This window comes from Nonomuraea sp. NPDC049378 (assembly GCF_055586745.1).
On record NZ_JBVJHP010000009.1, the window covers coordinates 326821 to 350409 of the forward strand.

Here is a 23589-nt window from a genome sequence, read left to right on the forward strand (position 1 = left end):
ATCCACGCTGCTACACAATGTGACGGAGCCGCCGGGCAGCAGCCCGCGGCAGCACCGACACGAGGAGAACTGCATGAAGACCACTCGCGCGCGGATCGCCACCCTCACCGCCGCCCTCACCACCGCCGTCGGCCTCGTCCTGGTGGCGGGCGCCGTCCCGGCCGCGGCGGCTCCCGGATCGTCCAGGGCGGGCGACATCTGCCTGTGGAGCGGCAGAAACTACACGGGCGCGTCCTGGTGCTGGAACCCGGGCAACGGCTACGTCGACGTGCCGCCCGCGCTGCACGACAACGTCGGGTCGTTCCGGGCCCACGCCGCCGGCTGCTTCATCAACTGGATCCACGTGCCCACCAGGAAGGAGACCCGCATCGTCAGGAACGGCGACTACCGCAGGGTCTACGACAACGACTTCGGCGGCCGCATCGACGCGGTGGCGCCCCGCTGCTGACCCGGACGCACGACCTCCGCGCTCGCCCGTGACCTCTCCGGCGGGACGTGGACGACAGCGGAGCGGCGGCCGGGGACGTCTCGGCCGCCCCAGCGCTCAGCGGCCGGACGGGGTGATGCCGGCGATCCGTACGGCCAGTTCGGCAAGGTGCGCCAGCCACCGGTCGTCGGCCGCGTCCGGCACGGCCACGATGACGTGGTCGATGCCCAGCCCGGCGAGCTCGCCGCAGCGCTGGACGCTCTCCTCGACGCTCTGGCCGTCGGGGACGCGCATGTGGAGGGTCTTCTCGATCTCCTCGTAGGGCCGTCCCAGCCGCTCACAGTGGGCGCGCAACACGCCGAGCTTGTGCGTGACGTCCGCGCCGTACAGGAAGTTGCACATGTCGGCGTATTCGGCGACGAGCCGGAGGGTCTTCTTCTCCCCGCTGCCGCCGATGAGGACGGGCGGGTTCGCCTGGGGGGCGTTGAGCGTGCGTTCCAGCCGGTAGTGGCGGCCCTCGTACGGTTCGTCCGTGTCGCTCCACATCTGCCGGGCGATCTGGAGCGTCTCCTCCAGCCGCTCGAACCGCTCCGCCAAGGGCGGGAAACGCAGGCCGAGCCCACGGGCCTCGGGCTCGTACCAGCCGGCGCCGATACCGAGCACCGCCCGCCCGCCGGAGAGCGCGTCGAGGGTGCTGACCTGCTTCACCAGCAGGCCAGGCTCGCGGTGGACGGCGCCGGTCACGAGCGCGCCCAGGCTCACCCGGCCGGTGAGGGCGGCGGCGTAGGACAGCGCGCCGTACGCCTCCAGCATCGGATCCTCCACGGTCCCGAAGTTGGGGATCTGGAAGAGGTGGTCCATCACCCAGAGGCTGCGCAACCCCGCCTGGTCGGCGCCGCGGGCCGCGGCGGCGAACCTGTCGGAGATGGCGGCGTCGCCACCGGGCCAGGTGAAACGCGGGCAGGTCAGACCCAGGTCCACGGGGATCACTCCTTGATCGGGGAGAAGGCGTCCGCGGGAAGGCGTCACCGCGGGCATGAAAAAACCCTCTCGCCTGGACGCGGTCCGAGGCGGAGAGGGCTCCGTACCCCGTCATTATCTCACGAGGCGCGGGTCACCACAGTCCCAGCAGGATGGGGGCGGCGTTCACCGCGCCGTGCACGGTCAGGAGGGGCCACATCAGCCGGTAGCGGCTCCACAGGTAGCCGAGGAACAACCCCTGGACCCCCTGGTTGACGAACGTGGCGGCCAGGTCCCCCGGCAGGTCCCCGGTGCCCTGAATACCGACGTGCCAGGCCGCCCAGAGCAGCGAGGAAAGGACGATCGCGGGCCAGGGACCCAGCAGGTGCTCCCATCGGGTCTGCAGCCAGCGCCGGTAGAAGACCTCTTCGAGCAGGCTGTTGACGGCGAACACCACGACCACGGTGATCACCAGGGTGGCGGGATCGACGGTCGCCGCGAAGTCGCTGGGCGGCAGGGCCAACGGGCTCGCGTAGGAGAGAAGGAGCCAGGCGGCCACCGGCGCGGCGGGGCCGTAGCGGCGCCAGGCCCTCAGGGGCTCGCGCACGTGGGTGACGGGATCCCGCCGCGACCACCAGAACACCGCTGCCGGTACGGCCAGCAACAACGCGAGCTTGAGCGCCGTGTGCGCGGGTTCGCCGCCGCCCGACCACCGGAGCGCCACGGCGAAGGCCAGCGCCGACCCGAGGAGCAGGCCCGCCTGGAGCCTGAGGCCACGCCCTCCCGTCACCCCACCCGCGAGCTCCGCCCTGGGCGGCACCAGCCGTACGAGGGCCAGCCCGGCCAGCACCGGGATCCAGCGGTGCCACATGGGCACGGTGCCGGCGTGGTCGGCGGAATAGCGGATGTCGGTGGCGCCGGTCAGCACCAGCCACAGCGCCGATCCGGCGATCAGGGCCAAGCCACCACCCAGGACGGCATAAGGCATCTTATTTCGCACGCTTGTACCGTATAGGAAACCGTACAGGTGTGCTGTAATAAGAGCATGCCGAAGATCGTCGACCACGATCAGCGGCGCGAGGAGATCGTCCGCGTCGTGTGGGAGGTCATCAGCCGCGAGGGCATCGAAGGCGCCACCGTGCGCAAGGTCGCCGAGGCGGCCGGCCTCTCGGCCGGCGGCCTGCGCCACTACTTCGACAACCAGCGCGGCCTGCTCCGCTTCGCGGCGGAGGCGATCGCCAGAAGCGTCACCCGGCGCATCTCCGCCCATCTCCGCGCGGACGTGCCGGGCGAGCGCCGCGCCCAGCTCATGCTCGAAGAGCTTCTCCCCCTCGACGGCGACCGGCGGGTGGAGGTCGACGTCTGGCTGGCCTGCCTGATGCGATCGCACGTGGACGAGTCGCTGGCCCGGCTGCGCCGGACGGGCTGGGCGGGCGAACGCCACATCTGCCGCCTCGCGGTCGCCTCCTGCCACGGCCTGCCGCTTCCCGACCAGCCGGGGCAGGAGTTCGCGCAGGCCTCGCTGGAGAGGCAGGCCCAGCGGCTCCACGTGTTCATCGACGGCCTGACGCTGCAGACGGCGACGTACCCGGAGAAATTCACGCCGCAGTCCGTACGCCAGATCGTCCACGACGAGCTGCGCCTCCTGACCATGACGCGGACGCCGGCCTGACCGCGCCCCCGCACTCACGCACCGCGTACAGCGGCAGGCCCGGCTCCCCGCCGGGGACCGGGCCTGCCGAGCGGAACGTCTCAGCGCAGGGAGCGCACCTGACCGTCGGGGGCCAGCACCGCCACCGCCTTGCCGCCGTGCTGCACGATGACCCGGCCCTGGCCGCCCTGCCGCCGCACCTGCGTGGTGACCGGGGCTCCGTCGTCGAGGCGGAGGCAGAACTGGCCCCGCGAGAAGACCATGCCGTCGCCCGCGCACCTCAGCTCGAGGTGGGGCGTGCCCGGCCTCGGGTTGAAGGGGTTGTACATCGCCGGAGCCGGCGTGATCCAGCCGCAGTAGCCGCCGCCCCGCAGGCCGACCACCTGGTTGCGCGCGCTCACGCTCGCCGACCCGTGGGCGCCGTTGCCGGCCGTGACGAAGGTGTCGTCCACCTGGAACGGCGTGTCACGCAGGTCGATGTTGCCCCGGCCGTCGGCCCGGCCGGTGCACGCCATGGCGGCGCCGTAGGGCATGCTCGTCACGGTCGTCGAGCTGTGCCGCAGCGAACCGGTGGACGACGCGAAGGTCAGGTCGCCGATGTCCACGGTCAGGGTGCGGGGGTCGACGCGCAGCCTGGTGAAGGCCGTCCTGACGTCCGTGCCGGGTGAGGCGCCGCCGGCGGTGTACTGCGAGAAATTGGCGTCCCGGCCCCTCCTCACGAGAGTGATGTATTCGCTGGGCCCGGTGGCCATGTTGTGGCAGTACACCGTGAACACGTTTCCGTTGTTGATGAGCAGGTACGTGCCGTCCCTGGCGATCGGATTCGTCCGGCGGACGTCCTGGCAACTGCTGAAGACCGGCAGGGCGGAGGCGTGCGCCGGCACCTGGGCCACCACCGGCAGCGCGGCGCCCATTGCCGCCAGAAATGCCAGTGTTCGGACGTGCGGTCGAGCCATGAGATTTCCCCTCCAGCTGCGAACGGACCGTTTGCGTTGTGGAGATTAACAAACGCCTCATGGATTCGACGGCAAGACCTGGCGTGGGCGGGAGAATTAATTCTCAAACATTTGGGCCCCCACCGGAGGGCGACGGAAAGCCCTGTGGACTGCGCCGCATGCGGGCCACAGGGCAGAAATGGGCGCCGCCGCCCATGCGGGAGCAGCCCGTTTCCTTGTTATCCGACCGCGTATGCACGGGCAATCGTCTGGGTGAGCGTGGCACCGGACTTATCCGTGACTTCAGCCCGAAGAGAAACGAATCCTGATGTATCGGGATTCGTTATCGTTGCGCGCCAGCCGTCCCCCCACGTCGCGCCTTGACGGGCTGCCAGGTCCTGCCGTCGTCGGCGGACATCTCCAGCCGGACATCCCGCACGGCCGCGCCCGAGCACCGTCATGCCGAGGCCGGCCATCCGCCGGACCTTCTGCCGATCATGCGCACCCATGCTTCGTGGCCTGGAGCGCCGCCTCTTCCGCCGGCATCGGCTCCTCCTGGACGAACAGGCTGGCCATGCCGCCCTTGGTCATGACGCCTCCCGTCACGTACATCGAGCCGGGCACCGACGGCTTGCCGCCCTTCTCACCCGGGAGCATGAATTCGTCGATGCTCAGCCCGCGCTCGCTGAGCTGCGCCCGTACCTCGTTGACCCGCTTGTTGAGGTAGGGCACGCAGTGCATGGGCTCGCCGGGGCGGTCGAAGGGACCGACGAATTTCAAGGGTTCGCCGGGGCGGGCCTCGCGGCCCAGGATGACACCCGTACGGCCGGTGAAGTCCTTGGCGATCATGAGGCCGATCGAGCAGCGATCGCCCCTTTCGCAGTCCTTGCCGTCGATGGCCCTGATCTTGTCCCGGTGGGCGTAAGGGCCCGGCGGCTGCCCGTCGGCCACCACGGGAGACAGCACGCCGACGCGGCTCGGCGTGGCAGGAACCACGCGCAGCTCGACGTCCAGGCCCATGTCCCGCAGCTGGGTCTCATACGCCTCCGGGGAGGCGTACAGGTCCTTGACCTCGATGACCCAGAAGTCGCCCTCCTCCTTGATGTCGAGCGCGGCGGCGGGCGCGATGGTCAGGACCGAGGGGATCGCCCACGCCGCCGCGGCGACCGCCGCGGTGATCGGCAGCGCGATCAGCGGGCGGAGTCTCCTCCGTTTCGCGACGGCCACGGGCTCTGTCTCCGTGATCTCGTCGAGCATCGCCCGCGCCCCCGGGGTCAGGCCAGGGCCAGGGGCGGGAGCCAGGCGGCTGACGGCCTCGTCGATGTTCATGCGCCCTCCTTGGCGAGGTTGACGGCGCCGGCGCCGTAGGTGTCGGAGGTTTCCAGAGCCGCCAGCGCGGCGGCGAGTCGCTTACGAGCGCGATGCAGGCGCTGGCGGGCGGCCATCCGCGAGCAGCCCAGGACCTTCGCGATCTCCGCGGCGCCGAGCTCTTCCCAGGCGACGAGAGACAGCAGTTCCCTGTCGCCGTCCGGCAGGGAGGCGAAGGCCTCGCGCACTCCTTCCGGCGCGCTGTCCGTGGCCGGTCCGCGCCAGGCGGCGAGCTCCTCGCGCAGGCGCAGGGCCAGCGCCGTCCTGCGGGACTCGCCGCGACGGTGGTTGGCCAGCACCCGCCTGGCCACGCCGTACAACCAGAGCCTGGCGGTGTCGCCGGACGGGACGTCCCCGAGCCGCCGCCAGGCCGTCGTGAACGTTTCCGCGATCACGTCGGCGGTGTCGTCCGGACGGTCGGTACGCCGATGGACGTAGGCCGAGATGGCCGCATAGTGGTCCGTATAGATTTCCTCGAAGCGCCGCCGTTGCTCGGCTGCTCCCACGTCGTCGTCCTTCCGGTACGGCAATGTCACATCTCAGTAGGTGTCCGGATATATCGCGATGTGACAGGTGAGCATGCGCCGGCGGGTCGCCGAGCCTCGGTACGTCGACGTTGCGGGCCCGCGCGACCTGCGGAGGACCGGCGCTGCCGCCTGGCGGAACGTCGTGCTTCCGCTGCTAGCATCGAGTTCGTACCGATCGGTTCGATCTATGGGGTGCCATGCCCGCCCAGTTCGCCTCCCCGCAAGCCCGCAACGCCGCGACCCGCCGCCGCGACGCCGCCACCGGAAGGTGCGGCCGATGACGGGGACGGCGCCGAAGGCGGGGTCCGGTGCGGCATGGCAGGCGGGCCTGCTGGCGCTCGGCACCGCCTCGGCCCTCGGCCTCGCGCGCTTCGCCTACGGCCTCCTCCTCCCCGCCATGCGCGAGGACCTGCGCTGGACGTTGTCCGAGGCCGGGGCGATGAGCACCGCCAACGGGCTCGGCTACCTCCTCGGCGCGCTGGTGACCGCCGCGGTCGTGCGCCGCTGGGGCACCACCGCCGCCTTCCGCATCGGCATGGCGCTCACGGCCGTGTCGCTGGCCGCCACTGCGGCGAGCGACGCCTACCTGCCGTTGCTCGCCGCGCGGGCCGCGGCCGGAGTGGCGGGGGCGGTGGTGTTCGTCACCGGCGGCGTGATCGCCTCACACGTCGCCGCCCGCGCGGCCTCCGGGACCCCCATCACCGTGTACTTCGCCGGCACCGGCCTGGGCATCGTCGTCAGCGGCGTGGGCGTCCCCATGCTGGGCGAGCACTGGCGCCTGGGCTGGGCCGGCCTGGCCGCCGCCGCCGCGCTGGCCACCGTGGCGAGTTGGGGCGCGGCGCGTACGGACGGGGACGCGCAACCCGCCACGGCCGGCCAGGCCCGCGTACGCCCGCTGTGGGGACCCGCCCTGGCCTACCTGCTGTTCGCCGCCGGATACATCACCTACATCACGTTCCTGTCCGCCTACCTCGCCGACCAGCGCGCCCCGCTCGGGCAGGTGGTGCTCACCTGGACGGCGCTCGGCCTGGCCGTCATCGCCGCCCCCGCGCTGTGGAACCGTCCCACCACCCGATGGCCCGGCACCCGGGCCCTGGCCACCCTGCTCGCGCTCCTGGGTGGCGGCGCCGCGCTGGCGCTGGCGGCACCCGCGCCGCCGGTCATCCTCGCCTCCGCGATCGTCTACGGGGCCACCTTCATGGGCGTCCCCGCCGCGATCACCGCCCTCATCAAGGGCAACGTCCCGTCCGCCGACTGGACCGCCACGCTGGCGGCCTTCACCACGGTGTTCGCGGCAGGCCAGACCGCCGGGCCGTGGATCGCCGGCGTGGTCGCCGACCACACCTCCACCGAGGCGACCCTGGCGTGGACCGCGATCCTGTGCGCCGCCGCCTCCGCGATCGCCCTCGCCGCAGGCCGTACGCGCCCCGGCCCCGAAGGGGACACGCCTCGCCGGCGCAGCGGGTGACCGGTGCGGCCCCGGCCACCCAGGGGCCACGTACCGGCTGTTCAGGGTCGTCCGCGGTCAGTCGCAATAGGCGTTGGTCACGCCTTCGAGCGGCCTGCTGCTGCCGACCTGCCCCGCGAAGCTGATGCACTTGCCCTTGGCGTACACGCTCACCGGACCGGCGTACGTCGTGTAGGAGCCCTTGTCCGACTGACTGCCGCGCACGGCGCGTCTCACCCGTGGCCGGTGTACACCGCCTACGTCGTGGCGGCCCGGAGGCCGAGGACGACGAGCACCACCGCCGCCACCTTGCCGGCCGCACGCTTGAAGCGGGCCCTGTGCAGGAGCCGCGCCCCCCGATGGAGGAGCGCCGTCCAGGCCAGCAACCACACCGAGATCAGCAGGGCGTGGGCGGTGGCCAGGGCGATGATCTGCCCGCCGAGATCGCGCCCGGGCTGGACGAACTGCGGGACCAGGGTCAGGTAGATCGAGGCCGCCTTGGGGTTGAGCACGTTCGCGAGCAGGGCCTGGGTGTAGACGGAGCCGGTCCGCCTTTCCGGCTGGTCCGTCAGCGCGGGAGGGGGAGGCCTGGTCGTGGAGTGCCAGGTCCACAGGCCCAGGCAGACGAGGTAGGCCGCGCCGAGGAGTTTGACGGCGGTGAAGGCCTGGCTGGAGTGCATGACCAGCGCCGACAGGCCGGCGACGGCCAGGGTCGCGTGGGCGTACAGGCCGCTGACCGTACCGAGGATGACGGGCAGAGCCCGGCGGCGGCCGCCGGCTGCGACGTGGTGGATCAGCAGGGTCAGGCTGGCACCCGGGGTGGCGATGACGGGCAGGATCGCCAGGACGAACGCGGCGACCGCGTACGGGTGGATCACCCCTTCAGCACCACGCGGTAATGGGTGGTCAGGCGGCGGTCGTCGTCCAGGATGTGAAAGGCCAGGCCGGGCGGTTGCTCGCGGTCGGCGGGCTGGTCGCCCTCCCACGGCAGGCGCAGGGTCCAGGTGATGGCCGGCGCGACGATCAGGGGGCGGCCCGCGAAGGTGGACGCGGCCGGCGTGTGAGCGTGGCCGGTGAGCACGGCCACGACCTGTCGGTGGGCGTCGAGCAGAGCGGCCAGGTCGCCGGTCTCCTCCAGCCGCTGGGAGTCGGGCAACGGGTGATGGAGGGCGACCGGCGGCTGGTGGAAGGCGATCAGCGCGGGCGTGTCAGGGGCGAGGCTGTCGAGGGTGGCGTGCATCCAGGCGAGGGTTTCCGGGTCGAGGCGGCCCTCGTTGCGGCCGGGGATGGTGGAGTCGCACATCAGGATGGCGGTGCCACCGATGTGGTGCACCTCGTTGACGGGGCCGGGGTCGGGCGGCTGCCGCAACAGTGCCTTGCGGTAGGCCGGGCGGGCGTCGTGGTTGCCGGGGCAGGTGAGCACGGGGAAGGGGGCGGCCAGGACCTGGGCGGCCTGCTCGTACTCGGCCTCCTCCCCGTGATCGGCGATGTCGCCGGTGACCAGCACGGCGTCGACCGGTCGGGGAAGTGCCCGCAGGTAGTTCATGACCCGGGTGGCGCGCCGGAGCGCTCTGTCGGTGCCGTCGAGGTGCAGGTCGCTGATCTGGGCCAGCAACAACGTCATCGTGGCGCCCTTCTAATGGTTTAATGAGATTTACCGTTAGAACGGTAAGGTACGAAGAGGAGATGGACAACCCGGAGGGGTGAGCGTGGAGCGCTGGCCGGCCCTTGAACTGGCGAGCACGATCCGCCATGACGGCAGCGGCGGGGTCGCCGACGACCTGGCCACGCCGCAGAGCACCGCCCGCTGGATCCACCAGCAGGCCGAGCTGCTGGCCGAGCTGCTGGCCGGCCACGTCGACGTCGCGGCGCTCACGGTGGACGAGAAACTCGGCAGCGAGATCGTCGAGCTGCGCCGGGCCGTGCGGGCCCTCTTCGCGCAGGCGGTCAGCCCCGCGCCGCCGAGCCGGGCCGACGCCCACCGGCTGATGCCGGTCGAGCAGGCGCTGGCTCACCTCAACGCGGCGGCCGCCCGCGAAGCCATCGCCCCGCAACTCGACTGGCCCGCGGACTCACCACCTCGGGCGGGCGTGCTGTCGGATGAATCCGACGCGAACGTCCGGCTGATCGCCGCCCTGGCCCGGGCCGCCATCGACTTCCTGAGCGGCCCGCAACGCGAACAGTTGCGGGCCTGCAACGCGCCGCGCTGCGTGCGCTATTTCGTCAAGAGCCACGGGCGGCAGGAATGGTGCAAGCCGTCATGCGGCAACCGGGCGCGGGCGGCACGCCACTATCAGCGCCACAACGCCACGCCCGCCTCCTGACCCCGTCTCACTCCGTGGCGCCGTGCTGGACAGACAGGGCACGCGGCCCGCCTGACGGACGTCCCCCTGCGGCCAGCACCTCGGCCAGCAACTCCGGAAGTCCCACAGGCCGCAGGGTCTCCGTGGTCCGGGCCGCGACAAGCTCAGCCACGGACCACCATCGGTGGTCGATGATCGCCTGCTGTTCGCCCGGTTCCAGATAGGCGCGGGTGATGGTCTGCGTGCCGCGTGCCCGCGCGAGGAAGTACCGCTCGTGCATGTGCACGGGTTCGCCGCGCCACCGCACGTCCGCATCGAGGGTCCACAGGCACGGCCCCCACTCGACCTCCGCCAGCCCGGTCTCCTCCAGCAGTTCCCGGCGAGCGGCCTGAACGAAGTCCTCGTCCTCCTTCAAGCCTCCACCCGGGGGCACCCAGAACAGCTCCCGGACCGGAGACCCGGGAACGACGATGGCGCCGTCGTCCCTGTGCCGGATCATCAGAATCCGATCGTCCTGGTCCAGCAGCACAACCCGGGCACCTCGTCGCGTCCGCACCGCTGGCTCCTGTCCGGCTCGGTCACTCAGTCGAATCGGCTTGACAGTTGATCTCGTATCCACAAGATTATTGCGTCCCTCCGTCCATTTTCTTAGGGATCGTGATGATGCGGACCGCCGTGGGGATGATGCTGGTCGCGGGCCTGGCACAACTCGTCGCCGCCCCCGTGCAGGCAGCGCCCGACCCCGTGAAAGCGCTCCGATCCGCCTTGAGCCCGGGCAAAGGCGTGAACGTCGTCTCCACCGCGAAGACGGATCACGGTCGCGGCGTGTACTACACCCTGGAACTGGACGGCCTGGTCGCGTTCGGGCCGCGCGGTGTAACAGCCTCCGATACGTCCCAGCGCCTGAAATACAGCAGGACGGCGATGAGCGCCGCGAAAAAGCTCGGCATGGCGGAGGACGCCGCCCTGGAAGAGACGCCGCTGAGAGTGATCTCGTCAGGCCACGACGACTACGTCTCAGGCCCTCGATTCGCCGACGTGCTGCCGCAGGGCACGAACTGGGTGCGCTACCCGCATACCGATCTGCCTGCCAGCAACCCGCTGCTGGACGTTCTCGAGCCCGCCACGCTCAAGGCGCTGCTGGCTCACCGCACGTCGTGGCGGGGCGGGGTGGTGAAGGGCACGATCAAGGCCGACAAGCTGGTCAAGGTGTCCCGTTCCTTCGCCTCGAACTTCCACGGCTACTCCATCAGCAAGCCCGTCAGCACCATCTCGTACACCCTCCGCCTGAGCGGGGCGGGACTCGTCGAACGGCTTACCACCAAGGGAGCCCTGCGCCACTGGAAGGGCTCGGTGCTCCGCGTCGAGTCGGACACCCGCTACTCTGCCTGGGGACGGCGGGTCACGGTTGCGCCGCCGCTCAAGGGCGAGGTGCTCGACCAGAAGCAGCTCGAGGGCAAGGTGCCCCACCAGGTGCCTGGCGCCTGGAACTAGCGGTCCTGGACGTCCGGCCCGGTCGACCCACCGTACGTGGCGATCTTGTATTCGACCGCCGTGAGGGAAAGGGTCAGCTCACGGATCCGGCGCCGGAGGATGTCGCGATGTTCGACCAGGACGTCAAGCCGCTCGGGCACCGTGTGCTCGCCTGCGTCGACGAGCGAGATGTAGTGCCGCAGGTCACGCATCGGCATGCCGGACAACCGCATCCGGGTGAGGAACACCAGCCGCCGAACCGCTCCGGCGTCGTAGACGCGATGACCGCTACCGTCGCGGGCCACCTCGACCAGCCCGGTTCGCTCGTAGTAGCGCAGCGTGTGAGGCGAGATGTCGAGAAGGCCGGCAACCTCGGCGATCGTCATCGTCTCGGGCAGGTCGGCCAGGTCGGCGAGGCGGTGGATCGCCTCGACCGACAGCGGACCGTCGTCCCCAAGCGCTTCGAGCGCCCTGGTCATCAGATCGTCGGTGGCCATGACCCCGAGCCTAGACGGGCCGTACCGATGCGGAGACGCCCTCGAAGTCGGCGCTGCGGGCGGTCTCGGCCCACCGCTCGACCTCGTCCAGGCCGCGCCGGTACGCACGCGAGAGACGCTCGACCGCCTCGCTCCCGAGCGGCAGCCGCAGCGGCACCTCGTCACCGTGCACGAGGGACACGATGATCTCGGCCGCCCGCGCCGGGTCGCCTTCCTGGCGGCCGTCGGTCCCGGCCATGTCCGCGCGGATGTCGGCGAGCACGTCACGGTAGGTCGCGGACGGCTCGACGAACTCGAGCACGTCGCCCCCGTTGAAGCCGGTCCTGAACCGGCTGGGCTCGACGAGCATCACGCGGATCCCGAACGGTGCCACCTCACCGGCCAGGGCCTCGGACCAGCCTTCCAGGGCGAACTTCGACGCGGAGTACGCCGACACCCCGGGGAACGACGTCCGCCCGCCCTGGCTGCTCATCTGCACGATCGTCCCGGCGCCCCGCGCACGCATCGCGGGCAGCGCAGCCCGTACGAGCGCGGCAGGGCCGAACAGGTGCAGACCCATCAGCTCACGCAACCGCGCGTCGCTGACCTCCTCAACCGCTCCGACCACGGCCCGGCCGGCGTTGTTGACCAGCACATCGAGCCGACCGAAGCGGTCGAGGGTGTCGCGTACGAGGTCCGCGGCCGCGGCGACGTCCCGGGCGTCGAACTTCGCGATCAGGCAGCTGTCCGGGTGTTCGGCCGCCAGATCGGCCACGCTCTCGGGCCGGCGCACCGCCGCGACCACGTGGTCGCCCGCCCCGAGCGCCGACTCCGCCAGTGCCCGACCGAAACCGCGGGACGCGCCAGTGATGATCCAGGTCTGTGTCGTCATGGCGGGGACGTTATGCCTTCGAGCGCGCTCGAACGCAAAACCGAACAGGAGATCGCGCCGTGGCCGGCCCGGACCGCCCGTCCCAGCGCATGCTGCCTCGGCGGCCGGCGCGTGCGGGACGTCGAGGTCGCCGGCGCCGGAGCCATCCGAGTGACATGGCTTCCCGATCGGCTCCCGCCGGCTCCGGAGGGAAGGGCCTCCGGGTTCTCCGGCTCATGATTCCATGATCGCCTATGGACGCAGCCGAAACGACCGTACGAAGAAGATGGCTCAAGCTCCTCGTGCCCCTTCTCGCCATCTTCCTCCTCCTCGGGGCGATGGGTCTGTACCAGCTGATGAACGCCCGGACCTTCCAGCTGGCGGGAGAGCTGACCGACCGCGTGACGACCGACGAGAAGGTCGTCGCCCTGACCTTCGACGACGGCCCCGACGAGCACACCCGCGAGATCATCGGCGTCCTCGCCGAGCAGCGCGTTCGCGCGACGTTCTTCGTCGTCGGCACCCAGGTCGAGGCCCGGCCACAGGACGCGCAGGCGCTGGTCGCCGCAGGCCATCAGCTCGCCAACCACACCTACACCCATCGGCGCATGGTCTTCGTCTCCCCCTCCACCGTGGCGGGCGAGATCGAACGCACCGATGCGGCCATCCGGACTGCGGGGCAGCGCGGCGAGATCCTGTTCCGTCCGCCGACGGGCAAGAAGTTGCTGGCGCTACCGCTGTATCTGGCCGACCACCGGAGGCGCACGGTGATGTGGGACGTGGAGCCGGACTCGGGCAGGAGCCCGACCGCGACCGAGATCGTCGCGGCTGTGCGCGAGCAGACGAGGCCAGGATCGATCATCCTGCTCCACCCCTGGTACGGCAGCGGGCAGAACACCCGCGCGGCCATCAAGGACCTGATCATCGGCCTCCGTGACCAGGGATACCGATTCGTCACGGTCTCAGAGTTGCTCGCCCTGCAACGTCGCTGACCTGACCAGCGCCGGTGATCATCGAAGGCGTCCGAACGATGGGCGCCCTCCCCGGCCACAGCCGGGGAGGGCGCCCACGAGTGTCATCGTTTCCCGGCAGGTACGAGACCCGCGGCCGGCGGGCTTCAGGCGAGGTCGAGAATCGGGATCAGCTGCTCCTCCTCATACCTCAGGTGCGCTTCGAGCTCGTCGGCGAGCCGCTCGATCTCGGCCCGTACCTTCAGCGGATCATCACCGGAAAGGGTCTGCTTCAGCTCCTCCAGGAGCGCGGCGATGCGCTCGTGCTCCTTGGCCAGCCGCTCCAAGGTCGGAGCGAGCGAGGGATGCCCCTCGGCCAGGCCGGGGAACATCATGGTGTCCTCGCCCGTGTGGTGGTGGTGCAGCCCCTGGCAGAGGGTCAGGCAGTTGATGCGCAGTTGCACGCCCAGCCCTGGCCGTCCCGAATCGGACAGTTCCTTGCGGATCAGCGCGAGTTCGCGGCGGAAGCCGTCGTGCACGAGCTTGAGGTACGCACCGCCCGGCGGTGCGCCGGCCCGGGGCCGGCCAACCACGCGAAGTGCGACGACCGGGATGGTACGCGTCGTCTTGGCCTGGTAGCCGGCCCATCCGGGGTCGCTTTCCACCGCGCGGGCGAACGCCACGTCACGCTCGGCGCCCTCCAGGATCTCCGCCTCGACGTCGAAGATGAGAACGCCGGTCTCCACGGTGGCGCGCGGGTTGGCCTTCAGGTTGTGATACCAGGCCGGGTTGTTCGGCGCTCCCCCGGCTGAGGCGATGACCAGCGTGCGCTCACCGCCGTCGGGCAGGTAGCCGAGCGGAGTCGTGTGCGGCTTGCCCGAGCGGGCGCCCGTGGTGGTGAGCAGGAGCAGTCTCGCTCCCTCGAAATAGCCGCCGACCTGACCGTTGTTGGCGCGGAACTCGCCGATGACCTGCTGGTTGAAATCCATTCTTCTCCATGGGTGCGTTCTGCCGTGCGTACTGAAGGGAGAAGAAGATGGCGGGCCGCGGGCCCGTCCGGCGATCAAGCGTCAGCCGGGCTGCTCTCTGGTGCGTGGCCCAAGGCCGACCCGGCAGTCACGCAGGTCACCGTACTACACACGATGACAAAGCGGACAGCGGGAGTGGCGGGCGCGGGGTCGGAGAGCTGGTCCAGCTGCCGGGCGTGGTCGGACGGTGGGCGCTGTGCTAGGTTCTTTTGAGTCAGCCAACTAACTCAGAACTGAGGAGTCCATCGTGATCGTTGTCACGGGAGCCACCGGAAATGTCGGCCGCACGCTGGTCCGGATCCTCGCCGAGCAGGGCCATGAGGTGACCGCCGCCTCCCGCCGCATCACCGATGGCGACGTGCCGCCCGGCGTCCGCGCGGTCTCCGCCGACCTCTCCCAGCCGTCCGCCGGCATGCCCTCCACAGCGGACGCGGTCTTCCTGCTCGTCGGCGGGGACCTGATGATGGCCGGCGACCCCGCTCGGGTCGTCGCTCCGTTCGCGGGTTACGGAAAGATCGTCCTGCTCTCCTCCCAGGGAGTGGCCACCCGCCCGGACTCCCTGTCCCACGGAAAGGCCTTCGCCGCCTTCGAACAGGTCGTCATGGATTCCGGCACCGGCTGGACCATCCTGCGGCCTGGCGGCTTCGCCTCCAACGCCTACGCCTGGGCCCCGTCCGTCAAGGCGACCCGCACGATCGCCGCGCCCTTCGGCGAGGTCGGCCTCCCGGTCATCGACCCCGGCGACATCGCCGCCGTGGCCGCCGCCGCCCTGACCCAACCGGGCCACACGAAGGCGATCCACGAACTGACCGGCCCGATGCCGACCACCCCGCGCCAGCGCGCGGCCGCGATCGGGGACGCCATCGGCGAGCCCGTCACCTTCATCGACCAGACCAGGGAAGAGGCCCACGCCCGGATGCTCACGTTCATGCCCGCCCCGGTGGCCGACACCACCCTCGACATTCTCGGCACCCCTACCGTCCGCGAACGCACCGTCAGCCCCGGTGTCCAGAAGATCCTCGGCCGTGCTCCCGCCACCTTCGCCGACTGGGCCAAGCGCAACGCCGCGGCCTTCCGCTGATGCCAGGCCCCGCGGTCAGGAGCAGTCCACCGCCCGGGCCTTCCCGGGCACCCGCTCCGGGCAGTGGCGCCTGCCCGAGCAGCCGGGCTTCGCTCGGGAGTGCTCGGCGACGCCGCACCCCTGACGGGGACGAGCCCGCGCTCCGTACGCTGACCCGCATGGCATCACTGCGAAGAGCAAATGTGACGTCGGCGCTGGAGGCGGCTCTCACCGCCCTGAGCGCGGCGGGGGCCGACCCGACGTACCGCGTGGGCGGCACGAGCGCCGCCCTGCTGCAAGGAGTCCGGCTCCCCGTCGGAGACGTCGACCTGTTGGCGGCCCGGCGCGAGGACGTGGACACGTTCGCCTCCGCCCTCTCGCCCTTTCCCTGCCTGTACGCCCCATCGTGGCTGCCCGAGAGCTCGCAGTATTTCACCAGGTACGAGGTGAACGGGGTCCACGTGGAAATCAGCACGGTCGAGCGGGAGACCGACTCCGACGGGATGGAGTGCGTCGGCCGCGGCCCGTGGCAGCACTACGTCATGATCGCTTGTGGCGCGTACCGAGTGCCCGTGGTGCGGCTGGAGCTGCGGTTGGCGACGGAACTCCTGCGCGACCGCCCCGATCGGTACGAACCCCTCCTCGACCACCTGGCGGCGCACGCGTTCGACGCCGAACTGCTGCGAAGGGCCATGGACGCTCACGACCTCCCGCCGGAACGCCGGCATCTCGTCAACGCCCGCCTCACCGGCGTGCCCCGAGCCTGACCTCAGATCTTCCTCCGGCGGGTTCCGCCGAAACCCGGGCCGGCAAGCTCAGGAACGTTGCGGAGCCGGTTCAGCGGACCCGGTCGTAGACCAGGGCCATCACGCCGCGCTCGCCGGCCTCCTGGTGGGTGAGCTTCCACTTCGACGGCGGAAGGCCGTCGTCGAACAGTCGCAGCCCGCCTCCGGCGATCTCCGGGATGAGGACGAGGTACATCCGGTCGAGCAGGTCGGCCGACAGCAGCGCCTTGGTGACGCTGGGGCTGGTGTTGACGAGGATGTCGCCCTCGCCGTCGGCCTTGAGCTCGGAGACGAGATCAGCGGCGGGGGCGTTCACCACGCGGGTCCGTTCCCACGGCGCCTCGGCCAGGGTGGTCGACAAGACCACCTTCTCAGTGTCGACCAGCCACTTGGCATAGCCGCGGTCGCGCGGATCGGCGTTGTCGTCGGCCGCGACCGGCGGCCAGTACCCCATGAACCCTTCGGCGAGGACCCGGCCGAGCACGGCGGTGGTCGCGTTCTCCCGCATACGGGTCATCTGGTCGCGCGCCACGTCGGTGGTTGCGTACGAGGCGAACGCGGCGAAATCGGTGGGCCCACCGGCGCCGTGGTAGCGTCCGTCGAGGCTGATGACCAGGTTGGCGGTGACTTTGCGGCCGGCGGTCTGCTCGGTCATGTCGTGCTCCTCGTGTCGGTGTCGTGTTCGGTGCCGTCGGTGTTGCGACGATCTGCGGCGAGGGCCGCCGCGAGCCGGTCGAGGCTCTGGCCGAAGCCGATCTCGATGCCGGCGATGAAGTCCGCCGAGTCGGTGGTGCTGTCGGTGATCCGGTAATGGACCTCCAGGTCGGCGCCGGTTTCGGTGTGCCGGAGGTCGAAGTCGAGGTGGCCGGTGAAGGCGAGGCCGCCGTCGGGCAGCAGGGGGGAGAGCCGGTAGGCCAGGTGCTCGCCGGGGCGTAGGTCGTCGACGACACCCTGTGCGCGCCCGACGACCAGGTCGGAGTCGTCGAGGTCCTCGGCATCGCGGTATTCCAGGACGATCCGCCCGCCCGGTCGCGCCTCGAACACGAACTCCGAGACGCGCAGTCCGTCGGGCGCCCACCAGCGGGCGAGCTGCGATGCGTCGGTCAGATAGTGCCAGATCCGCTCGGGGCGTCCTGTCAGAGAGCGACGGAAGCGGAACGAGCGGCCGTCGGCCCATCCCGGCGCCCGTGCGGCCTGCCTCTCGGCGTGGAGGCCTACCCCGTAACGGTCATACGTCTCGCGTGGGCCTCCGCCCCGGTCCGCGGTGTCCGCGAGCCGATGCAGCACAGCCGCCAGATCCCGCAGAGGGCCGGGCTGGAGCGCGTACACGCGACGCTGGCCGGTGCGCTGGGAGACGACGACACCTGCGCGTTCGAGGGTCTGCAGGTGCTTGGTCGTCTGCGGCTGACGCGCCTCGGCGAGTTTGGCCAGGACGCCGACCGACCTGGGCCGCTCGGCCAGCAAAGTCACGAGCCGCCACCGGGCCGGGTCGGCCAGTGCGGCGATGAGTGCCTCCATGGGCGAGAAGTATTCACCCTAAAGAATATTCGTGTCAAGGAATATCTTGGCCGATCGGCGCCCGATCACTGCACCCATCCGGCCCGCCACGGTCACCCGGACAGGAGCACAGGACAGCGTCCGGCCGGCCAGCAGGCGACGGTCGCCGGCGTCGCGGGTTCCCCTTCCGGCCCTGCCCCTTCAAACGAAGGACGCAGGTAACCGCACCCGGAAACAACGTTCTTCGTCACCCACCGCAGCGCCGGTTCATCGGCTTGAGCCCAGCCAGTGCGTCGAAGAAATCCCGCCGCGATATCTCGAAAGGCGAGAACTCCTCCAGATCGAGGTCTGCGTAGGTCAACCCGCCGAACTCGTCATCATCGTGCTGCTCGTCATACGCGAGGACCACTCCGTTGGCGTATACCTCGACCTGTTGGCGAGCAGTTCCGGCGCCGTCGATCGCGAGGTAGTACACCGACGTTCCCCAGCCGGCGTACCGATCCCCACGATCATCGTCCCAGGGCCGGCGAAAGTACCTCACCGCATCCGTCCCGAGCCGGTCGTCGCTGCTGTCGCCCATAGATCCGTCCGCTCGCCGGCGGGCAGGAGGACGCCTTCCGCGAGACTGCAACCGATTGACCAGAAACCTTCTGCTGATGCACTCCGCATAGTGTCCCCTCCCGCCCGCCCGATCGGCCAGCGGACGGGCGCACAACGTCCGCCGCTCCTTCCTGGCCGTTCTCGAGAAGGCCGGCCTCAGCGGCGCCCCGCATCCTTCGATTGCGCGGTCTGGGCTACGAGCTCGTCGAGCATGCCGGCGGCATTCTCGGCCGGCACCGCGCCCGGCGTGAAGGAGGTGTGGTCCGGGAAGTCGTCGGCGAGGGTCAAGGCGACCGTCGTGGGCATGGCGACGACTTCCAGGTCGCCGAGGATCTGCCGCAGGTGTTCGACGGCTCGAGTACCGCCCTGGATGCCGTAGCCGACGAATCCCGCGGTCTTGCCGTTCCACTCGGCGTAGAGGAAGTCGATGGCGTTCTTCAGCGCGCCGGGAACAGAGGCGTTGTACTCCGGGGTCACGAAGACGTGGGCGTCAATTTAGGTTGACGCTCGGCCAATCGTCAACCTAGGATGACGGCATGGAAGACGGTCCGGAGTGCCGGCGAGGAGGACGAAGCATGGCGGTGCCATCAGTGACACGAGAAGCTCTCGCAGTCGCGGTGACGGCCAATCTGCCGATCATCCTCTGGGGCGCGCCAGGCACCGGCAAGACCTCCGCGGTGACCGCGCTCGGCGCGGCCGTCGGCCTGCCCGTCGAGGTGGTGGTCGGCTCGATCCGCGAGCCCAGCGACTTCTCCGGGCTGCCGGTGCTGCGTGACGGCAGCACCTGGTTCGCGCCGCCGCGATGGGCCGAGCGGCTCGCCGCCGAGGGCGCCGGCCTGCTGTTCCTCGACGAGCTGACCACCGCGCCGCCGGCCGTGCAGGCCGCCATGCTGCGGGTGGTGCTGGAGCGCACGGTCGGCGACCTCGTGCTGCCGGACGAGGTGCGGATCGTGGCCGCGGCCAACCCGCCGGACCAGGCCGCCGACGGCTGGGACCTGTCCGCGCCGCTGGCCAACCGGCTCATCCACCTGAACTGGACCGTCTCGGCTGACGACATCGCCGAGGGTTTCGCCGGCGGCTTCCCCGTGCCGGAGTTCGACGTGAAGGACACGGCCGGGCCCGCCGAGGTGGCCGGCGCGCGGGCGCTGGTGGGGGCGTTCCTGCGGGTACGGCCGGAACTCGTGCTGGCGGTGCCGGACAGCCCCGACCGGGCGGGCCGCGGCTGGCCCAGCCCGCGAAGCTGGGAGATGGCCGCCCGCGCGGTCGCCGCGTGCGACCACATGGGCTCCGGCGAGCCGGTCCTGGCCGAGTTGGTGCTCGGCGCGGTCGGCGAGGCGGCCGGGTTCGAACTGCTCTCCTGGCGCCGCAACCTTGACCTGCCCGATCCGGAGACCCTGCTGAACGACCCCCAGGCCCGCCTGCCCGAACGCCTCGACCGGCTGCACGCCCTGCTCGGCGCGGTGGTGGCGTACGTGCACTCGGACGGCACGGCCGGCACCTGGGAGCGGGCGTGGGCGGTGGTGGCCCGGGTCGCGCGCACCGCGCCGGACGTGTCGGCGACCGCGGCCCGGTCGCTGGCCCGCTCCCGCCCCGAGGGCGCGACCCTGCCCAAGACGATGCTCGAACTCGCGCCGGTGCTGCGCTCGGCGGGGCTCATGCGATGAGCGCCGACGACCCCCGCGCCCCCGCCTACGAGGAGGCGGTGGGCGCCCGGATCGCCGCCGCACGGCTGTGGGCGGCGCACCAGGCGCCGTACCTCGCGTCGGCCGTCTTCGCCCTCAACCCGGTCATCCTGGAACCGGCCCTGGACGAGGACACCGGCGCGCCCGTCGCCGACCAGGAGTTCCGCGCCTTCCCCGCCGACACCCGATGGAACCTGTACGTGGAACCGGGCACCGCGCTGGCCACCCCGGTCGAGGAGGTCGGCTGGTGGATGCTGCACCAGGTGGGCCATCTGGTGCGTGGCCACGCGGCCCGCTCGCCGGTGCGGCCGCAGCCGGGCCAGGAGGTGAGCCACGCCGCGGGCGCGGTCCGCGACGAGGAGGCCCACCGCTGGAACCAGGCCGCCGACGCCGAGATCAACGACGACCTGGAGGCGGAGGACCTGCGCGCCCCGGCGGGCGTGGTGTCGCCCGCCGAGCTGGGCCTTCCGGTCAACCGCACCGCCGAGGAATACGTGCCGATGCTCGACGTGCTGGCCCAGGCTATGGGCCGCGGCGGGCGGGCGCTGGCAGAGGCGATCGACTGCGGCGGCGCGGTGGACGGCCGGGAGCGCACCTACGAGGACAGCGGCTCCGGCGAAGGGCTCACCCAGCTCGACAGGGAACTGCTCGAACGCTCCATCGCGGCGGGCATCCAGGACCGGATCAGCGCGCGCAGCGAGGTGCCGTCGGGGTGGCGCCGCTGGGCCGAGGAGCGCCTGCGCCCCTCGGTGAACTGGCGGGCCCGCCTGGGCGCGACGATCCGGCGCGGGGTGAGCGCGGTGGCCGGGCAGGTCGACTTCAGCTATCGCCGCCCGTCGCGCCGCGCCGGCGCCTACACCGACATCGTGCCGCCGTCGATGGTGCGCGCGGTCCCGGACACCGTGCTGGTGATCGACACCTCCGGCAGCGTCACCGACGACGTGCTGAACCGGCTGCTCGCCGAGGTGACCGGGATCATCGAGGGCGTGGCCGGGCCGAACCGGCGGCTGCGGGCGTTCTGCTGCGACGTCCACCCCCATCCCGTCCAGGTGGTGCGCCGGGCGAGCGACATCGAACTGGCCGGTGGCGGCGGCACCGACATGCGGGCCGGCATCGCCGCGGCGATGGCGCTGCGGCCCCGTCCCGACCTGGTCATCGTGCTGACCGACGGCGAGACGCCGTGGCCCGAGCAGCGTCCTGCGGCGCATGTGGTGATCTGCCTGATCGGCGACGGCGGGCACGCGCCCGACTGGGCGTCCGTGGCCCGCCTCCCGGCGGACCCGCCGCGGCGGGCGCCGGCGAAAGGAGAGTCATGACGACGAGCTACGCCGAGGAGCCGAGCCCCGAGCCGCTGCACGAGTGGCGGGAACGCGGTTTCACCATCGCCGACGCCCGGCAGTGGATCGAGGACGGCTTCTCGATCAACGACGCCGAGCGGTGGCGCAAGGCCGGTGTCTACACAGCGGCCGATGCGCGGCCCTGGCGCACCGCCGGAGCCACCCCGTACACCGTGGATCTGTGGCTGCGGGCCGGCATGACGCCGCGGGACGCGGTGCGGTGGCGCGAACTGGGCTATCCGCCCGAGGAGGCGGCGGACCGGCACCTCGCCGGGGAACTCCCGCACCCGCGCGGCCGGCTGTGGCGGCTGCTGCACCGGCGCGAGAAGCCGGGCGACGCGTTCGCCGACGAGGAGCGCTCCGGCAGCATGCGGGAGCTGCTGCGGGCGGGCGTCCCGGCGGGCCAGGCACGCGCCTACGTGGAGGCGGGCTGGACGGGCGCCGACGCGGTGGAGTGGGCGAAACACGGCATCGAGGCGGGACAGGCACGGGTCTTCGGAGCGCTCGGCCTGTCCGCCCGCGAGGCCGAACGGGTGCTCGCCTCGGGACAGGACGCTACTTCCCTGATGACCGAGTTCTGGCGCGCCGGGGTGCCGATCGAGGAGGTGGCGGCCTGGCGCGCGGCGGGTTTCACCGCCGGGGAGGCGGCCCGGATGCGGGCCGAGGGCACCGACGTCGAGCAGGCCAAGGTGCTGCGGGCGTTGGCCGAGGGCGACGAGCCCTGACCGAGCGGGACCGGAAGGGGGCAGCCACGCATCAGGAGCCGGCCTCGTCCCGGCGTCTCTACCGCGGCTTCGACCGGATCACCACCGCGGGACCCCGACCGCGCCGACCGGCGCGCTCCGGCGGATACGGCCCGCCCGCACCCTGGGCTACCAGCTCGTCCTGGACTACAGGCAAGGCCGGCGCCGTCAAGCCGACCGTCCTCCTGGCCGCCCAACGATCCGAAGGCCTCAGAAGTGTGCTGCGACAGCGAACCTTCTCTTGTGTCTGGGATGCCTCACCGGGAGATCAGGATCAGCCGGACTCCGCGAGCAGATGTACGACACCGGCCGGATTCTTGATCCAGTGGGTTCTGGAATCGAGGTTATCGAGGGGCTCCACCTCGTCACACGGGTGGATACCGATGCCGGCCAGTCTGCTCGTCGCCGCGTCCAGGTCATCGGTGTGGAGCTGCAGCCACAGGTCGGGCTGGCTGTAGTTGTCGACGCAGTCGAGCCACAGCGTATTGGGACCGAACCGCACCGAATGAGTTCTCGAGACGGTCGGAGCGTAGGAGACGTCGTCCTCCTTGACGTCGAAGCCCAGAGTGTCGCGGTAGAAGGCCACGGTGGCCTCGTACTGTGCCTTGGGGATCTTCATGGCGATGTTCAGGCCGGCCGTGAATTCGGGCTTGCTCATCGTTAGGTGACTCCTTGGTTCGGATCAGTGGCGTCCAGTGCACGTTCCAGCGCGGCCAGCCGGTCATCCCACCTGTTGGCGAGCCTGGCCAGCCAGACCTGGGCCGTACGAATAGCGGCTGGCTCCAACCGGTAGGGGTGGCGGCGGCCGACCGGTTCGCCGGCGCTGATCAGGCCGGCTTCGGCGAGCTGGCCGAGGTGCTTGGCGACCGCCTGGCGGCTGACCGGCAACCGCCGCGCCAGATCAGTGACGGTTGCGGGACCCGCGCGGGCGAGCTCCTCCAGCAGCGCCCGCCGCGTCGGATCGGTGAGCGCCGCGAACACCGCAACGGCCCGCCCTTCTGCATCAGGCTGCCGCATCGAGGTAGGTCTCCAGGTCGACGAGCTCCGTGTCCCATCCTTGACTGTTGGCCTTGTGGGCGGACCGGGCCACGTCGTCGGCGGCTTGGGCGAATCCGCTCTCCACGAGGCGCAGCCGAGTGCCGTCCGCCACCGGCTCCAGGGTGAAGTCCACAAGCGTCTGGGGTGCGTCATCCTCCGGCAGGCCCTCGATTCCCCACCTGAACGCGAAACGGCGTGGTGGGTCGACCACCGCGATCGTGGCGACGGATTCCTCCCCGAGCTCGTCCCAGCGGAAGAACGCTCGCCCGCCGGGCCGCAGATCTATCTCCGCTACCGAGCCGAACCATCGCGAGAGCCCTTCCGCGGTGGTCAGCGCGGCCCACACCCGCTCGATGGGGTGCCGCAGCATCGCCACACGTTCGATCGCGTCCGAAACCATGCCCCGCCCTCCTTCGCAACCTGTAGGTTGC

Annotated in this window: 30 protein-coding genes; 11 read left to right on the forward strand and 19 right to left on the reverse strand. The window is 71.1% G+C overall.

Annotation, left to right across the window (positions count from 1 at the left end; genetic code table 11):
- The first annotated feature begins 73 nt into the window (after positions 1 to 73).
- The gene (locus tag ACZ6SA_RS21730) at positions 74 to 448 is read left to right on the forward strand and encodes a peptidase inhibitor family I36 protein (protein ID WP_465829870.1); all 375 of its coding nucleotides are present in this window, start codon (positions 74 to 76) and stop codon (positions 446 to 448) included.
- Positions 449 to 544: 96 nt separating this feature from the next.
- Here ACZ6SA_RS21730 and ACZ6SA_RS21735 read toward each other — a convergent pair whose 3' ends face one another.
- Both ACZ6SA_RS21735 and ACZ6SA_RS21740 read right to left on the reverse strand, forming a co-directional pair.
- Positions 545 to 1408: an LLM class F420-dependent oxidoreductase gene (locus ACZ6SA_RS21735; RefSeq protein WP_465829872.1), complete on the reverse strand. Its 864-nt coding sequence runs from the start codon at positions 1406 to 1408 to the stop codon at positions 545 to 547.
- Between the two features lie 133 nt (positions 1409 to 1541).
- Positions 1542 to 2387 (reverse strand): lysostaphin resistance A-like protein, encoded by an 846-nt coding sequence (locus tag ACZ6SA_RS21740; RefSeq protein ID WP_465829874.1) that lies wholly within the window; start codon positions 2385 to 2387, stop codon positions 1542 to 1544.
- Positions 2388 to 2432: 45 nt separating this feature from the next.
- Between ACZ6SA_RS21740 and ACZ6SA_RS21745 the strand changes: the two genes are divergently transcribed.
- Positions 2433 to 3059, forward strand: a complete 627-nt coding sequence (locus ACZ6SA_RS21745) for a TetR/AcrR family transcriptional regulator (RefSeq protein ID WP_465829876.1) — start codon at positions 2433 to 2435, stop codon at positions 3057 to 3059.
- Positions 3060 to 3139: 80 nt separating this feature from the next.
- Here ACZ6SA_RS21745 and ACZ6SA_RS21750 read toward each other — a convergent pair whose 3' ends face one another.
- From ACZ6SA_RS21750 to ACZ6SA_RS21760, 3 genes are all read right to left on the reverse strand, one after another.
- The gene (locus ACZ6SA_RS21750; RefSeq protein ID WP_465829878.1) at positions 3140 to 3994 is read right to left on the reverse strand and encodes a GON domain-containing protein; all 855 of its coding nucleotides are present in this window, start codon (positions 3992 to 3994) and stop codon (positions 3140 to 3142) included.
- A 474-nt stretch (positions 3995 to 4468) separates the two neighbouring features.
- Entirely contained in the window at positions 4469 to 5302 is an 834-nt protein-coding gene (locus tag ACZ6SA_RS21755; RefSeq protein WP_465829880.1) for a hypothetical protein, read from the reverse strand.
- Positions 5299 to 5847: an RNA polymerase sigma factor gene (locus ACZ6SA_RS21760; protein ID WP_465829882.1), complete on the reverse strand. Its 549-nt coding sequence runs from the start codon at positions 5845 to 5847 to the stop codon at positions 5299 to 5301. The genes ACZ6SA_RS21755 and ACZ6SA_RS21760 overlap by 4 nt, the downstream gene beginning before the upstream one ends.
- Positions 5848 to 6145: 298 nt before the next feature.
- On the opposite strand from ACZ6SA_RS21760, the gene ACZ6SA_RS21765 reads away from it, so the two are divergent.
- Complete coding sequence (locus tag ACZ6SA_RS21765; RefSeq protein ID WP_465829884.1) at positions 6146 to 7336, forward strand: YbfB/YjiJ family MFS transporter; 1191 nt, start codon at positions 6146 to 6148, stop codon at positions 7334 to 7336.
- A 57-nt stretch (positions 7337 to 7393) separates the two neighbouring features.
- On the opposite strand, the gene ACZ6SA_RS21770 is transcribed toward ACZ6SA_RS21765, so the two are convergent.
- Genes ACZ6SA_RS21770 through ACZ6SA_RS21780 form a run of 3 tightly spaced genes read right to left on the reverse strand, consistent with a single transcriptional unit; the run spans position 7394 to position 8939 of the window.
- Positions 7394 to 7552, reverse strand: coding sequence for a hypothetical protein (locus tag ACZ6SA_RS21770; protein ID WP_347650823.1), 159 nt, complete (start codon positions 7550 to 7552; stop codon positions 7394 to 7396).
- Positions 7553 to 7572: 20 nt separating this feature from the next.
- Positions 7573 to 8193: a LysE family translocator gene (locus tag ACZ6SA_RS21775; protein WP_465829886.1), complete on the reverse strand. Its 621-nt coding sequence runs from the start codon at positions 8191 to 8193 to the stop codon at positions 7573 to 7575.
- Positions 8190 to 8939 carry a phosphodiesterase gene (locus ACZ6SA_RS21780; RefSeq protein WP_465829888.1) on the reverse strand — a complete coding sequence of 250 codons (750 nt, stop codon included), beginning with the start codon at positions 8937 to 8939 and terminating at the stop codon, positions 8190 to 8192. The genes ACZ6SA_RS21775 and ACZ6SA_RS21780 overlap by 4 nt, the downstream gene beginning before the upstream one ends.
- An 85-nt stretch (positions 8940 to 9024) precedes the next feature.
- Here ACZ6SA_RS21780 and ACZ6SA_RS21785 point away from each other — a divergent pair, with 85 nt between their 5' ends.
- Complete coding sequence (locus tag ACZ6SA_RS21785) at positions 9025 to 9639, forward strand: CGNR zinc finger domain-containing protein (RefSeq protein ID WP_465829890.1); 615 nt, start codon at positions 9025 to 9027, stop codon at positions 9637 to 9639.
- A gap of 7 nt (positions 9640 to 9646) precedes the next feature.
- On the opposite strand, the gene ACZ6SA_RS21790 is transcribed toward ACZ6SA_RS21785, so the two are convergent.
- Complete coding sequence (locus ACZ6SA_RS21790) at positions 9647 to 10324, reverse strand: NUDIX hydrolase (protein ID WP_465829892.1); 678 nt, start codon at positions 10322 to 10324, stop codon at positions 9647 to 9649.
- Here ACZ6SA_RS21790 and ACZ6SA_RS21795 point away from each other — a divergent pair.
- Positions 10276 to 11112 (forward strand): hypothetical protein, encoded by an 837-nt coding sequence (locus tag ACZ6SA_RS21795; RefSeq protein ID WP_465829997.1) that lies wholly within the window; start codon positions 10276 to 10278, stop codon positions 11110 to 11112. The genes ACZ6SA_RS21790 and ACZ6SA_RS21795 overlap by 49 nt on opposite strands.
- Here ACZ6SA_RS21795 and ACZ6SA_RS21800 read toward each other — a convergent pair.
- On the reverse strand, positions 11109 to 11588 hold the full coding sequence (locus ACZ6SA_RS21800; protein ID WP_465829894.1) for a MerR family transcriptional regulator: 480 nt from the start codon (positions 11586 to 11588) through the stop codon (positions 11109 to 11111). The two genes, ACZ6SA_RS21795 and ACZ6SA_RS21800, sit on opposite strands and share 4 nt — an antisense overlap.
- Positions 11589 to 11598: 10 nt before the next feature.
- Positions 11599 to 12459 carry an SDR family NAD(P)-dependent oxidoreductase gene (locus ACZ6SA_RS21805; RefSeq protein ID WP_465829896.1) on the reverse strand — a complete coding sequence of 287 codons (861 nt, stop codon included), beginning with the start codon at positions 12457 to 12459 and terminating at the stop codon, positions 11599 to 11601.
- A 233-nt stretch (positions 12460 to 12692) separates the two neighbouring features.
- On the opposite strand from ACZ6SA_RS21805, the gene ACZ6SA_RS21810 reads away from it, so the two are divergent.
- Positions 12693 to 13430: a polysaccharide deacetylase family protein gene (locus tag ACZ6SA_RS21810; protein ID WP_465829898.1), complete on the forward strand. Its 738-nt coding sequence runs from the start codon at positions 12693 to 12695 to the stop codon at positions 13428 to 13430.
- Between the two features lie 125 nt (positions 13431 to 13555).
- Here ACZ6SA_RS21810 and ACZ6SA_RS21815 read toward each other — a convergent pair whose 3' ends face one another.
- On the reverse strand, positions 13556 to 14377 hold the full coding sequence (locus ACZ6SA_RS21815) for a nitroreductase/quinone reductase family protein (protein ID WP_347650834.1): 822 nt from the start codon (positions 14375 to 14377) through the stop codon (positions 13556 to 13558).
- A gap of 286 nt (positions 14378 to 14663) precedes the next feature.
- Between ACZ6SA_RS21815 and ACZ6SA_RS21820 the strand changes: the two genes are divergently transcribed.
- Both ACZ6SA_RS21820 and ACZ6SA_RS21825 read left to right on the forward strand, forming a co-directional pair.
- Positions 14664 to 15497, forward strand: a complete 834-nt coding sequence (locus tag ACZ6SA_RS21820) for an SDR family oxidoreductase (RefSeq protein WP_465829901.1) — start codon at positions 14664 to 14666, stop codon at positions 15495 to 15497.
- A gap of 158 nt (positions 15498 to 15655) precedes the next feature.
- Entirely contained in the window at positions 15656 to 16243 is a 588-nt protein-coding gene (locus ACZ6SA_RS21825) for a hypothetical protein (protein WP_465829903.1), read from the forward strand.
- Between the two features lie 70 nt (positions 16244 to 16313).
- Here ACZ6SA_RS21825 and ACZ6SA_RS21830 read toward each other — a convergent pair whose 3' ends face one another.
- From ACZ6SA_RS21830 to ACZ6SA_RS21845, 4 genes are all read right to left on the reverse strand, one after another.
- On the reverse strand, positions 16314 to 16916 hold the full coding sequence (locus ACZ6SA_RS21830; RefSeq protein ID WP_347650838.1) for a dihydrofolate reductase family protein: 603 nt from the start codon (positions 16914 to 16916) through the stop codon (positions 16314 to 16316).
- The gene (locus tag ACZ6SA_RS21835) at positions 16913 to 17779 is read right to left on the reverse strand and encodes a metalloregulator ArsR/SmtB family transcription factor (RefSeq protein ID WP_465829905.1); all 867 of its coding nucleotides are present in this window, start codon (positions 17777 to 17779) and stop codon (positions 16913 to 16915) included. The genes ACZ6SA_RS21830 and ACZ6SA_RS21835 overlap by 4 nt, the downstream gene beginning before the upstream one ends.
- A 226-nt stretch (positions 17780 to 18005) precedes the next feature.
- Entirely contained in the window at positions 18006 to 18338 is a 333-nt protein-coding gene (locus ACZ6SA_RS21840; RefSeq protein WP_465829907.1) for a hypothetical protein, read from the reverse strand.
- Positions 18339 to 18514: 176 nt separating this feature from the next.
- Positions 18515 to 18853 carry an NADPH-dependent FMN reductase gene (locus ACZ6SA_RS21845; protein WP_465829993.1) on the reverse strand — a complete coding sequence of 113 codons (339 nt, stop codon included), beginning with the start codon at positions 18851 to 18853 and terminating at the stop codon, positions 18515 to 18517.
- An 80-nt stretch (positions 18854 to 18933) separates the two neighbouring features.
- On the opposite strand from ACZ6SA_RS21845, the gene ACZ6SA_RS21850 reads away from it, so the two are divergent.
- From ACZ6SA_RS21850 to ACZ6SA_RS21860, 3 genes are read left to right on the forward strand one after another with little or no spacing between them, the layout of a single operon-like run.
- Entirely contained in the window at positions 18934 to 20022 is a 1089-nt protein-coding gene (locus ACZ6SA_RS21850; RefSeq protein WP_465829909.1) for an AAA family ATPase, read from the forward strand.
- A complete protein-coding gene (locus ACZ6SA_RS21855) occupies positions 20019 to 21356 on the forward strand; it encodes a vWA domain-containing protein (RefSeq protein ID WP_465829911.1) in 1338 nt (445 codons plus the stop codon). The genes ACZ6SA_RS21850 and ACZ6SA_RS21855 overlap by 4 nt, the downstream gene beginning before the upstream one ends.
- Positions 21353 to 22102 carry a hypothetical protein gene (locus ACZ6SA_RS21860; protein ID WP_465829913.1) on the forward strand — a complete coding sequence of 250 codons (750 nt, stop codon included), beginning with the start codon at positions 21353 to 21355 and terminating at the stop codon, positions 22100 to 22102. Before ACZ6SA_RS21855 ends, ACZ6SA_RS21860 begins: the two co-directional genes overlap by 4 nt.
- A 292-nt stretch (positions 22103 to 22394) precedes the next feature.
- On the opposite strand, the gene ACZ6SA_RS21865 is transcribed toward ACZ6SA_RS21860, so the two are convergent.
- The 3 genes from ACZ6SA_RS21865 to ACZ6SA_RS21875 are packed head-to-tail and all read right to left on the reverse strand — an operon-like array spanning position 22395 to position 23558.
- Positions 22395 to 22778, reverse strand: coding sequence for a VOC family protein (locus ACZ6SA_RS21865; protein ID WP_347650848.1), 384 nt, complete (start codon positions 22776 to 22778; stop codon positions 22395 to 22397).
- A gap of 2 nt (positions 22779 to 22780) precedes the next feature.
- On the reverse strand, positions 22781 to 23137 hold the full coding sequence (locus tag ACZ6SA_RS21870) for an ArsR/SmtB family transcription factor (protein ID WP_347650849.1): 357 nt from the start codon (positions 23135 to 23137) through the stop codon (positions 22781 to 22783).
- Complete coding sequence (locus ACZ6SA_RS21875) at positions 23124 to 23558, reverse strand: SRPBCC domain-containing protein (RefSeq protein WP_347650850.1); 435 nt, start codon at positions 23556 to 23558, stop codon at positions 23124 to 23126. The genes ACZ6SA_RS21870 and ACZ6SA_RS21875 overlap by 14 nt, the downstream gene beginning before the upstream one ends.
- Positions 23559 to 23589: the final 31 nt, after the last annotated feature.